Annotated in this window: 10 protein-coding genes; 5 read left to right on the plus strand and 5 right to left on the minus strand. The window is 66.9% G+C overall.

The features are described 5' to 3' along the window. Positions 1-15 precede the first annotated feature (15 nt). Positions 16-1614, plus strand: a complete 1599-nt coding sequence (locus J2S75_RS07285; RefSeq protein WP_307019133.1) for an alpha-amylase family glycosyl hydrolase — start codon at positions 16-18, stop codon at positions 1612-1614. Positions 1615-1724: 110 nt separating this feature from the next. Here the strand turns inward: J2S75_RS07285 and J2S75_RS07290 are convergent, their stop codons facing one another. From J2S75_RS07290 to J2S75_RS07310, 5 genes are all read right to left on the minus strand, one after another. Continuing rightward, positions 1725-3392: an alpha-amylase family protein gene (locus J2S75_RS07290; RefSeq protein ID WP_307019134.1), complete on the minus strand. Its 1668-nt coding sequence runs from the start codon at positions 3390-3392 to the stop codon at positions 1725-1727. A 70-nt stretch (positions 3393-3462) separates the two neighbouring features. Further along, a complete protein-coding gene (gene cyoD / locus J2S75_RS07295) occupies positions 3463-3807 on the minus strand; it encodes a cytochrome o ubiquinol oxidase subunit IV (protein ID WP_307019135.1) in 345 nt (114 codons plus the stop codon). Beyond that, positions 3804-4436, minus strand: coding sequence for a cytochrome c oxidase subunit 3 (locus J2S75_RS07300; RefSeq protein WP_307019136.1), 633 nt, complete (start codon positions 4434-4436; stop codon positions 3804-3806). Before J2S75_RS07300 ends, cyoD begins: the two co-directional genes overlap by 4 nt. Next, a complete protein-coding gene (locus J2S75_RS07305) occupies positions 4433-6562 on the minus strand; it encodes a cbb3-type cytochrome c oxidase subunit I (RefSeq protein ID WP_307019137.1) in 2130 nt (709 codons plus the stop codon). Before J2S75_RS07305 ends, J2S75_RS07300 begins: the two co-directional genes overlap by 4 nt. Beyond that, positions 6559-7476: a ubiquinol oxidase subunit II gene (locus J2S75_RS07310; RefSeq protein ID WP_307019138.1), complete on the minus strand. Its 918-nt coding sequence runs from the start codon at positions 7474-7476 to the stop codon at positions 6559-6561. Before J2S75_RS07310 ends, J2S75_RS07305 begins: the two co-directional genes overlap by 4 nt. A gap of 272 nt (positions 7477-7748) precedes the next feature. On the opposite strand from J2S75_RS07310, the gene J2S75_RS07315 reads away from it, so the two are divergent. From J2S75_RS07315 to J2S75_RS07330, 4 genes are all read left to right on the plus strand, one after another. Then, positions 7749-9845 (plus strand): FUSC family protein, encoded by a 2097-nt coding sequence (locus J2S75_RS07315; RefSeq protein ID WP_307019139.1) that lies wholly within the window; start codon positions 7749-7751, stop codon positions 9843-9845. Continuing rightward, positions 9842-10075, plus strand: a complete 234-nt coding sequence (locus J2S75_RS07320) for a DUF1656 domain-containing protein (RefSeq protein WP_244378850.1) — start codon at positions 9842-9844, stop codon at positions 10073-10075. Before J2S75_RS07315 ends, J2S75_RS07320 begins: the two co-directional genes overlap by 4 nt. Next, on the plus strand, positions 10072-10950 hold the full coding sequence (locus J2S75_RS07325; RefSeq protein ID WP_307019140.1) for an efflux RND transporter periplasmic adaptor subunit: 879 nt from the start codon (positions 10072-10074) through the stop codon (positions 10948-10950). Before J2S75_RS07320 ends, J2S75_RS07325 begins: the two co-directional genes overlap by 4 nt. 216 nt (positions 10951-11166) lie before the next feature. Continuing rightward, on the plus strand, positions 11167-11444 hold a 278-nt coding region (locus tag J2S75_RS07330), incomplete at its 3' end, for a con-10 family general stress protein (protein ID WP_307019141.1).

The raw sequence follows: 11444 nt of genomic DNA on the forward strand, positions 1-11444 counted from the left end.
CCAAGGGAGGCGCGGATGGCGCAGACACGCTGGTGGCAGCGCGGGATTTTCTATCAGGTCTATCCCCGCTCGTTTCAGGACAGCAATGCCGACGGCATTGGCGACCTCGACGGCATTCGCGCCCGGCTCGACCATCTCGTGACGCTGGGCGTCGACGCGGTGTGGATCTCGCCGATCTTCCCCTCGCCCATGGCCGATTTCGGCTATGATGTCGCCGATTATTGCGGCATCGACCCGATGTTCGGCGATCTCGACGCCTTCGACCGGCTGGTGGCGGAGGTGCATGCGCGCGGGCTGAAGATCGTGCTCGACTTCGTGCCCAACCACACCTCCGACCAGCACCCCTGGTTCGCCGAGAGCCGGGCCGCGCGGGACAACCCCAAGCGCGACTGGTACATCTGGCGCGATCCCGCGCCCGATGGCGGGCCGCCGAACAACTGGATGAGCAATTTCGGCGGGCCGGCATGGACGCTCGATCCCGCCAGCGGCCAGTATTACTACCACGCCTTCCTCAAGGAGCAGCCGGACCTCAACTGGCGCAATCCGGCCGTGCGGGCGGCGATGCACGACGTGCTGCGCTTCTGGATGGCGCGCGGGGTCGACGGTTTCCGCGTCGACGTGATCTGGCACCTGATGAAGGACCCGGAATTCCGCGACAACCCACCCAACCCGGAATATGCGCCCGGCGACGGCGACATCCGCCGCTTCCTGCAGACCCGTTCCACCGACCAGCCCGATGTTCACGACATCATCGCCGAGCTGCGCGCCGTCATCGACGAGTTCGAGGACCGGGTGCTGATCGGCGAGATCTACCTGCCGATCGACCGGCTGGTGGCCTATTACGGCGAGAACCTGGAAGGCGCGCATCTGCCGTTCAACTTCCAGTTGATCCATGCCAGCTGGACCGCCCCGCAACTCGCGGCGCTGATCGCCGAATATGACGCGGCGGTGCCGGAGGGCGGCTGGCCGAACTGGGTGCTGGGCAATCACGACCAGCCGCGTATCGCCTCGCGCATCGGCGCGGCGCGCACACGGGTGGCGGCGATGCTGCTGCTGACCCTGCGCGGCACGCCGACCCTGTATTATGGCGACGAGATCGGCATGGAGAATGTGCCGATCGCCACCGAGGACGCTCACGACCCCTGGGAGAAGAACGAGCCGGGCCTCGGCCTCGGCCGCGACCCTGAACGCACGCCGATGCAATGGGACGCCTCGCCCCATGCCGGCTTCACCAATGGCCGCCCCTGGCTGCCGCTGGCGGCGGACTTCGCCACCCGCAATGTCGCCGTGCAGATGCAGCAGCCGACCTCGCTGCTGAACCTTTACCGCGACCTCATCGCGCTGCGCCGCGCCCATCCGGTGCTGCATGAAGGCACCTATCGCAAGATCACCGCGCTGGGGGATGTGCTGGTGTTCCTGCGCGAGAGCGCGGCGGAATGCGTGCTGGTGGCGCTCAACCTCGCCGGCAATGCGCAGGACGACATTCCCCTGCCGCCCGACACGCAGGGGCAGGTGCTGCTCTCCACCGAGCCGGGCCGCGCCGAGCGGGTGGAAGGCCACCTCTCCCTGCGGCCCTATGAAGGCGTCATCGTCGCGCTCGACGCGCGGGGCTAGAGCACGCGCCGATCAGCTTGCATCGCAAGCTGATCGGATAACGCGTTCTCTATCTTAGAGTTAGAGGGCGATTTACCGATCAGATTGATTCAATCTGATCGGATCGCACTCTAAAGCTCCGTGCGCCGATAGGCATAGTCGAGCCCGCCCATGCGGAACCAGCGATAGCCATAGGGTTCCAGGGTGAGCTCGTAGCGGCCCTTGGCGTCGCCCTGGGCGTGGTCTTCCGAGAGCAGGTTGACGAGCCGGTTCGGCTCGCCTTCCGGCGCCACCAGGGAGAAGCGGACGGTCACCCCCTCGGGGTGGAAATTGTGCAGGAACACGGCGACGTTGTTGCGCCACTCATAGCGCAGGCACAGCACGGCGTCGTGGCCGACATCCACCACCTCGAACGCGCCCCAGCCGATTTCCTGCGTCTCCTGCCGGGTGCGGATCATCCGCTCCATCCAGTTGAGGAAGGAGTCCGGGTCGCGCCGCTGGTCGGCGACATTGACCTGTTCCCAGCCATAGACGCCCTCGGAAATGACCGGCAGATAGGTCTTTTCCGCCGAGCTGAAGCCGCCCTGCTTCTCGTTCGACCATTGCATGGGCGTGCGGGCGCAGTAGCGCTCGGGCAGGCTGAGATCGTCGCCCATGCCGATCTCGTCGCCATAGCGCAGCACCGGCGTGCCGGGCAGCGAGAGCATGAGGCTGTAGGCCAGTTCCATCATCCGGCGGTCGCCCTTGAGCATCGGCGCCAGCCGGCGGCGGATGCCGCGGTCATAGAGCTGCATCGACTTGTCCGGCCCGAAGGCGGCGAACACCTCTTCCCGCTGCTTTTCGGTCAGCCGGCCGAGGTCGAGTTCGTCATGATTGCGCAGGAACAGGCCCCATTGCGCGGTGGCATAGTCCGGCCGCGTGGCATTGAGCGCCTTGACCAGCGGCTTCATGTCGGCGCTGGCGAGCGCGTAGAACAGCGACTGGTTGACCTGGAAATTGAACATCATGTGCATGCGGTCGCCGTCCTCGCCGAAATATTTCTTGTCGTCTTCGGGAAGGATGTTGGCTTCCGCGAGAATGATCGCGTCGCCGCGCCGCCACTGCAGGAATTCGCGGAAGGTGCGCAGCATGTTGAAATGCTCGACCGGCGTGCCGCCGACCTCCGCCCCCTTCTCCGCGATCACGAACGGCACCGCGTCCATGCGGAAGCCGGACACGCCGAGCTGCAGCCAGAAGCCCATGATGCGCAGAATTTCCGCCTGCACGTCGGGATTGGCGGTGTTGAGGTCGGGCTGGAAATCGTAGAAGCGGTGGAAATAATATTCCTTAGCCACCTTGTCATAGGTCCAGGTGGTTTTCTGCACCCCGGGGAAGACCATGCCCTCATGGGCGTTTTTCGGCTTCTTCTTCGACCACACATACCAGTCGCGATAGGGCGAGTTGGGGTCCGAGCGGGCGGATTTGAACCAGGGATGCTGGTTCGAGGTGTGGTTGACCACGAGGTCGATCAGCACCCGCATGCCGCGCTGCCGGGCGGCGTGGGTGAATTCGACGAAATCCCCCAGCGTGCCGTAGCGCGGATCGATGCCGTAATAATCGGCGACATCATAGCCGTCGTCGCCGCCGGGCGAGACCTGGAACGGCATGAGCCAGATGGCGGTGACGCCGAGGCCGTGGAGATAATCGAGCCGCCGCATCAGGCCGCGGAAATCGCCTGTCCCATCGCCGTTCGAATCCATGAAGCCTTCGACGGAAAGGCAATAGACGATGGCGTTCTTGTACCAGAGATCGGTGATCACGCGCGGCGCTCCCGGAAAGAAAGTCCCGGGGCGCAACGTTTCATGCGGCGCAAGCGTTCCTCGCGCGCCGTCAGGGCATCATGCGCATGTGCTGGTCGTAGAGGATCCAGATGGTGCCGGACACCATGATGAGCAGGATCAGCACGGTGAACAGGATGAGCAGGAGGTCGTCGCGGTGCGAGCGCTGAAGGTCGATGTGCAGGAAGTAGCGCAGATGCACCACCGCCTGCACCACGGCGAGCAGCCCCAAAGCGGCGAGGGCGGCGGCGCCGCTGAACAGATCGAACCACACCACGGCGAAGGCGCCGGTGGTCAGTACCAGCGCGAGAACGAGGCCGATCACATAGGAGCGGCGCTCATGGCCCTCGTCCTCGATGTCGCTGGCCGGCAAGTTGGCGGGAGCGCGGTTGCTCATGACACCACCCCGTAGAGGTAGACAAAGGTGAAGATGCCGATCCAGACCACGTCCAGCATGTGCCAGAACAAAGCGAGCCGCATCAGCCGCAGCTTCACCGCCGGGCTGAGGCCGAACACCACCACCTGCACCGCCATGACCGCCATCCACACCAGCCCCGACGAGACATGCAGCGCATGGGTGCCGGTGAGCAGGTAATAGGCGGAGAGGAAACCGCTGGTCTGCGGCGTGGCGCCGTGGGCGGTGACCATCACGTAATAATCGTGCAGCTCCATGCCCACGAAGCCGGCGCCGAGCAGGCCGGTGACGAGCAGCCAGCCGAGCACGCCGCGCCGGTTCTCGCGGTACTTCATCTCCAGCATGGCGAAGCCGAAGGCGAAGCTGGAGAACAGCAGCAGCAGCGTCTCCAGGAAGGCGGCGGTGAGGTCGAACACCTCGGCGGGCCGGGGGCCTTCGGCGATGCCCTGCACGCTCATCGCGGCATAGGTCGCGAACAGCACTGCGAACAGCACCAGATCGCTCATCAGGAAGATCCAGAAGCCGAACAGCACCTCTTCGGCGGCTTCGTGGCTTTCGGGATCGGTGCCGGCGAGATTGATGCCGGGATGGAGGCGTTCGGAAAGGCTCATCGCGTCACCTCCACGGCTGCGCCGGCGGCGAGGGCGCCGGCGCTTGCTTCCAGGCTTTCCGGGATGGCACGGCCCCGGTTCGCCGCCGTCATTTCCTGATCGCGGGTCACGCCCGGCGTGGCGCGCACGGCGGCGAGGAAGGCCTCGTTCGCCGCCTTCACCGTCGCTGCCGGCACGATCTCTTCCGTGTGCGTGGCGAAGGAGCGGGCGATCACCACTGCCCAGATGAGAACGAAGGAGACGATCACCAGCCACCAGATGTGCCAGACGAGGCCGAAGGCCCAGGCGCAGGCGAACAGGCCGATAAGCGGCGCGGTCGCGGTGTTGCGCGGTACCTCGATATCCTCATAGGCCGCCGGGGAGCGATAGGCGGTGCCGTCCTTCTTGGCTTCATAGAAGGCGTCGCGCGCCGTCACCTGCGGCAGCACGGCGAAGTTCCAGGCCGGGGGCGGGGAGGGGATCGACCATTCCAGCGCCCGCCCGTCCCAGGGGTCACCCAGCGGCGCCGCGAGTTCGGCCCGCCGGCGCACCGACACGACGATCTGCATCACCATGAAGGCAAAGCCGGCGAGGATCAGCGCCGCGCCGAGCATCGCAAGGGCGAACCAGGGCAGATAGTCGGGGTTGGACCAGGTGAAGGTGCGCCGCGTCGCCCCCATCATCCCGAGCCAGTAGAGCGGGAAGAAGGCCAGCAGGAAGCCGGGCGCGAAGCACCAGAAGGAGGCGCGGCCCAGCCCCTCATGCAGCCGGAAGCCGAACGCCTTGGGGAACCAGAACTGCACCGCCGCGAACATGCCGAACAGCACGCCGGGGATGATCATGTTGTGGAAATGCGCCACCAGGAACAGCGTGTTGTGGACCTGGAAGTCGATGCCCGGATTGGCCAGCAGCACCCCGGTCATGCCGCCGAGGATGAAGGTGAGCAGGAAGTTGATGTGGAACAGCATCGCCGTGGTGAGGCGGATGCGCCCGCCCACCATGGTGAGCAGCCAGTCATAGACCTTCACCCCCGTCGGTACGCCGATAATCATCGTGGCGATGCCGAAAATGGCGTTCACATTGGCGCTCTGGCCCATGGTGAAGAAGTGGTGCAGCCACACCGCGAAGGACAGCACGGCAATGCACATGGTGGCGTAGACCAGCGAGGTGTAGCCATAGATGCGTTTGCTGGAATAGGTGGCCACCACTTCCGACCACACGCCGAAGGCCGGCAGGATGAGGATGTAGACCTCGGGGTGGCCGAACAGCCAGAACAGATTGGCGTAGTTCATCATGTTGCCGCCGTCGCCATTGGTGAAGAAATGGAAGCCGGCATAGCGGTCGAGGGCGAGCATGATGGTGGCGGCGGTCAGCGGCGCCATGGCGAAGATCATCAGGATCGACGTGCATAGCGTCGTCCAGGTGAACAGCGGCATGCGGAACAGCGACATGCCGGGGCAGCGCTTCTTGTAGATGGTGACGGCGAAGTTGAGACCCGTGAGCGTCGAGCCGATGGAGCCGAGCGACACCGCCCAGATCCAGTAGTCGACGCCCTCTCCCGGGCTGAACTCGATGCCGGTGAAGGGCGGATAGGCGCTCCAGCCGCCGGTGGAGAACTGGCCCACCACCAGCGACACCATGATGAGCACCGCGCCCGCCATGGTCAGCATCAGCGAGATGGCGTTGAGCAGCGGGAAGGACACGTCGCGCGCGCCGATCTGCAGCGGCATGACATAGTTCATCAGCCCGGTGATGAACGGCATGGCGACGAAGAAGATCATGATCGTGCCATGGGTGCTGAACAGCTGGCCGAAATGATCCGCCGAGAGGAAGCCGCCGCCATCGGTGGCGGCAAGCTGCTGGGCGCGCATCAGCGCCGCCTCGATCACCGCGCGGGCGAACATCACCAGCGCGAGGACGATGTACATGATGCCGACCTTCTTATGGTCGACGCTGGTCAGCCAGTCGCGCCACAGCGGCACCCACCAGCCCTTCACCGTAAGCAGGACGACCGTGCCCAGCGCGCCGAGCACGGCGATGGAGCCGGCGCCCGAGGCGATGGCCTCGCTGAGCGAGGGATTCTCGATCATCCCGGCAAAGACGAAGGAGGTCCACTTGATCTGGCCGAAGATCAGCTCCCAATTCATTGTGCGGCCTCCGGCGTGTGGGCGTCATGCTGATGGGCGGCGGCCGGCGCAGCGGCGGCGGGCGTGCCCGTTCCCGCCGGCGCTTCGTGGCCCTGATGGCCCCCGGCCATGCCGGGCGCGAAGCTGGCGATGATCTGGTCGAACAGGCCCGGCGTGAACCGGCCATAGATGACGGGCTCGTTCACCACGGAAGGCGGCAGCAGCGCTTTGTAGCCGGCGGCGTCGAGGCCGGCCGGTTGCGCCTTGGCGCCAGTCACCCAGCTGGCGAAATCCTCCGCGCTCACCACGCGGGTGGTGAAGGACTGGGTGGCAAAGCCGAGGCCGTTATACTGGGTGTTGCGCCCGGTGAAGTCGCCGGTCGCGTCGGCGATGAGGTTGAGCTGGGTCTGCATGCCGGCCATGGCGTAGATCTGGCCGGCGAGGCGCGGAACGATGAAGGACTGCATCACCGTGCCGCTGGTCAGCTTCAGCGTCACCGGCCGGTCCTTCGGCAGCACCAGCAGATCGAGCGTCGCCACGCCCTGTTCGGGATAGAGGAACAGGAATTTCCAGTCGAGCGCGATCACCTCCACCACCAGCGGTGCGGGCCCGAGCGGGCGGTAGGGGTCGTTCTTCAGCGTGTGATTCCACAGTGCCGTGCCGAGCGCGGCCACCAGCGCGACCGGAATGCCCCAGATGAGCAGTTCCAGCCCCCAGTTGAACTCCCAGTCCGGGCGGTAGGTGCCCTTGCCGCCGCGCCGGTAGCGCAGCAGCACGAGGGGCAGGGCGACGAACATCGGCACGATGACGATGAGCATCAGCGCGCTGATCGTGCCGAAATGCGAGAGCTGCGCCGCCGCCACCGGCCCGGCGGGTTCGAGAAAGCCCGCGGCGGAGGCCGCGCATGGCATGGCCAGGGCCGTTACTCCGGCCATCAATCCCCTCAACCTCAACACGGCCCCCTTGCGACTGTCGCGCGCCTCTCATGTGAAGACATCGACCCGTTCCCCGCTTGCAGAAAAGCACGAAAGGCGACGGAATTCACCGTCCCCCGCGGAGCAGATTGCGGAAAAGTCATGACCGCCGGATGGCGGGGACGTGGCCGAGGGGGCGGCTCGCTCGCTCCGGCGGGGGAAGGGCGACTGTTCAATCCGGACAGGATGGCTATAATCGCGCGACGCAGCGTCACGTTGAAGGCAGGTTCTAGGTGCGACTTAGTCACTCTTTGCCGCGTGACAATAGACCCGGATTTTTACTGAATCCGAACTGGCGCACTCTTCTGTTCTCTTCGCGCCTCGCGGTGGCAGCCATCGTCGCGCTCGCCCTTGCTTACTGGCTTGAGCTTCAGGAGCCGCAATGGGCGATCCTGACCGTCTACCTGCTCACCCAGTCCTCGACCGGGGCGGCGCTGGCCAAGGGGGCGTTCCGCTTCCTCGGCACCATCCTCGCCGCGCTCTATGGCCTCACGGCCGTCAAACTGTTCTCGCAGGACCCGCTTCTCCTCGTCGGCAGCGCGATGGGCTGGACCTTCCTGTGCTATTACGGCGCCGCGCGGGCGCGCAATTTCACCGCCTATGGCTTCATGCTCGCGGGTTTCACCGGGCTGCTGGTGATCTTTCAGGGTGCGGCTGCGCCGGATGCGGCCTGGCTGGTGGCGCTGGACCGGGTGAGCGAGATCAGCATCGGCATTGCCTGCGCCACGCTCGCCGGCGCGCTGGTGGTGCCGGACCATGCCGGCACGCAGCTGCGTGGGCTGATGGCCACATCGCGCCGCGCCCTTGCCGCCCATTGCGCCCTCGCCCTGCGGGCGGCGAGCCCCGGCGCGCGGGTGATCGACGATCGCAACGCCCTGCTGCCGCTTCTGGTGAAGTTCGACGCGCTGCGCTCCTATAGCCGCTTCGAGGCGGTGGAGATGCGCGCCGACCGCGCCCGCATGGACGAGGTCACGCGCCGCTTTCTCGGCGTACTGGCGCAGGCGCGCCTGCTGCATCTGCGGCTCGCCGGGGGCGGCATGGCCGACACGCCGGAGCTTGCCCCGATGCGGGCGGCGCTGGAGCGGGCGGCGGCGGTGCTGGAGCGCCGCGCGGCGGCGCCTGCCCTGCCGGAGAACCGCGCAGGCTGCGCCGAACTGTCCCGCCTGCGCCGCGACCTCGCCGCCCTCGGCCGCCAGATCGCGCAGACGGAGCACGGCCTGCCGTTCGAGGCGCGGGCGGAGGCGGTGCTGATCTGCCGGCAGGCGGCGGAAATGCTGCGCGGCCTCGCGCTGCTGTTCGTGGCCGAAGGCGCGGTGTTTCGGCCGCAGCCCGCCGGCGCTGCGCCGAGCAAGGAGGCGCGGCGGAGCGCCCAGGCCTCCGCTGTCATGCAGGGCGCCCGGGCCGCGCTGGCGCTGCTGGTGTTCTGTGCCATCTGGTACGCCACGCAATGGGACCAGGGCCTTGCCGGCATCACCGGCCTCGCGCTGATGAACTATCAATGCGTGAACACTGACGATCCGGCCAAGCTCGGCTGGCCCTATTTGCGGGCGGTGGCGGCGGCGTGCCTCGCCGCCTATGCCACGATGGGCTTCATCTATCCCTGGCTCGAAGGCTTCGCGGCGCTGGCGCTGTTCCTGCTGGCGGTGCTGGTGCCGGCGGGGCTGCTCATCGGCACGCCGCGCTATGCCCGCGCGGCGGGCACGTTCACCATCTTCTATGTCGCGGCGGCAGCGACGGGGAATGTCTTCACCCCCGACCCGCTGGCCTTCGCCAATTTCTGCTTCGCCCTCGCCTTCGGCATGTTCGTCTGCCTCATGGTGGCGCGCCTCGTGCCGGTGACGGCGGAGGGCGCCCGCCGCCGCGTGGCGGCGCGCACGCGCGCGGCGCTTCTTCCCGACGTGGCACGCGGCCTGCGGCCCGCCGCGCCGGCGTCGCGCGAGATACTGGAATCGCTCGGCGCGCTGCTGCCGCAGATGTCGCTGGCGCGCCCCGCTCACGACATGCTGGCGCGCGGCCTTCTCGCCAGCGCCGCCAGCGCGTGGGAACTCGGGCGGTTGAGGCGGATCGCGGACAGCCCGGCTCTGCCGGAGCGGCTGCGCGGGACCATGCGCGACGGACTTGCCATTTTCGCCGCCGCTCCCGGCGGGCCGCCTCTGGCGGCTGAAGAGGCTCTGGCGCGGATCAGGTCCGCGCTGGCGGGGGAGGCGTGGCCGGAAGGCCCGGCCTCGCCGCTGCTGGTGGAGGCGGCGGCCAGCCTGTGCTTTCTGGAGGACCGGCTGAGTCGCGACCACGCCTTCCGCGCCTTCGTCTTTGGCGAGGAACGCGCATGACGTGGAATCCGCTGTTTCACACCCTCGATCTCTTCGGCTTCTACCTGCCGCCGGTGCTGCTCTGGGCGCTGGTGGCCCTGCTGCCCTTCTTCGCCCTGAGCCGGCTGGCGCAGGCATGCGGGCTCTACGCCTTCGTCTGGCATCGTCCGCTGTTCGATGCCGCACTTTATGTGATCGTCCTGGTGGCCCTCACCCTCGGGCTGCCGCTGCTGACAGGAGGGCCGGCATGAGCGGGCGCAGCGTGATCCGTGTCGCGGTGACGGTGGCCACCGTCGCCGTCGCCGCCTTCGCCGGGTGGCAGTTCTGGACCTATTACCTGCTCTCGCCCTGGACCCGCGACGCGCGGGTGCTGGCCGATGTGCTGCGCGTGGCGCCCGATGTGTCGGGCCTCATCAGCACCATCCATGTGCGCGACAACCAGACGGTGCAGAAAGGCGACCTCCTGTTCGAGATCGACCCGGAGCGGTTTCAGGCCGCGCTGAACCTCGCCCGCGCCGATGTGGCGATGAAGGCGGAAGCGGCAGCGCTGGCGCAGGAAAATGCCCGCCGCTTCCAGACACTGCAGCGCGAGGACAGCCCGGGCTTTTCCATCGAGGCCGGCGAAAGCATGCAGACCCGCGCCGCCGAGGCGGCGGCGGCGCTGCGTGTGGCGCAGGCTGAGCTGACCATCGCGGAAATCAACATGCGCCGCAGCCGCGTGCATGCGGCGGTGAGCGGCTATGTCACCAACCTGACCGCCGTCGCCGGCGACTTCGCCACGGCGGGGCAGGGGGTGCTGGCGATCGTCGATTCCAGCTCCTTCTATGTCTATGGCTACTTCATGGAAACCAAGGTTCCGCAGATCAGGATAGGCGCCCCGGCCAAGGTGGAGCTGATGGCGGGGAACCTTGTGCTGGACGGGGTGGTGGAAGGAATGGCGCGCGCCATCGCCAATCCCGACGATGCGGCCGGCCTGCTGGCGCGGGTCGATCCGCAGTTCAGCTGGATCCGTCTGGCCCAACGTCTTCCCGTGCGGATCAAACTTGAAGCGCTGCCGCCCGATGTGCGCCTCGCCGCCGGCATGTCGGCGACGGTGGTGATAAAGCCGGCGGAAGCGGCGCCCTGAAGCAATTCCCGCAAAAGCGCAGAGCGGTTTTGCGACCGGAATTGCGCAGAGTCAGAGAGCTAGAGCAGGTCCGATGAATGTGAATTCACCGAACCTGCTTAGCCCGCCTTGAAGGCGCTGACCGGCGCCCACGGCGGGGCGGATTTTACCTTGGAACAAGGGTGCGGGGCTTCGGTTGGTTCAGCGGGGGGCGAAATCCAGGAAGGAGATTTCCCCATGGCGAACCAGCAGCACAGCGGCGGTTCCGGCAACTTTGCCAATGATCGCGACAAGGCGAGCGAAGCCGGCCGCAAGGGTGGCGAGAATTCGCATTCCGGGCAGCACAGCCAGTCCGGCGGCGATCAGCGCCAGCACGGCGGTTCCACTGACAATCCCGGCAACTTCGCCAATGATCGTGAGAAGGCGAGCGAAGCCGGCCGCAAGGGTGGCGAGAATTCGCATTCCGGGCAGCACAGCCAGTCCGGCGGCGATCAGCGCCAGCACGGCGGTTCCAC

It is taken from the genome of Ancylobacter polymorphus, assembly GCF_030813495.1.
Lineage (GTDB): Bacteria > Pseudomonadota > Alphaproteobacteria > Rhizobiales > Xanthobacteraceae > Ancylobacter > Ancylobacter polymorphus.

Coding starts and splice junctions, on each gene's coding strand:
- J2S75_RS07285 (WP_307019133.1), top strand. CDS start 16: ATGGCGCAGACACGCTGGTGGCAGCGCGGGATTTTCTATCAGGTCTAT.
- cyoD (WP_307019135.1), bottom strand. CDS start 3,807: ATGAGCAACCGCGCTCCCGCCAACTTGCCGGCCAGCGACATCGAGGAC.
- J2S75_RS07300 (WP_307019136.1), bottom strand. CDS start 4,436: ATGAGCCTTTCCGAACGCCTCCATCCCGGCATCAATCTCGCCGGCACC.
- J2S75_RS07305 (WP_307019137.1), bottom strand. CDS start 6,562: ATGAATTGGGAGCTGATCTTCGGCCAGATCAAGTGGACCTCCTTCGTC.
- J2S75_RS07310 (WP_307019138.1), bottom strand. CDS start 7,476: ATGGCCGGAGTAACGGCCCTGGCCATGCCATGCGCGGCCTCCGCCGCG.
- J2S75_RS07320 (WP_244378850.1), top strand. CDS start 9,842: ATGACGTGGAATCCGCTGTTTCACACCCTCGATCTCTTCGGCTTCTAC.
- J2S75_RS07325 (WP_307019140.1), top strand. CDS start 10,072: ATGAGCGGGCGCAGCGTGATCCGTGTCGCGGTGACGGTGGCCACCGTC.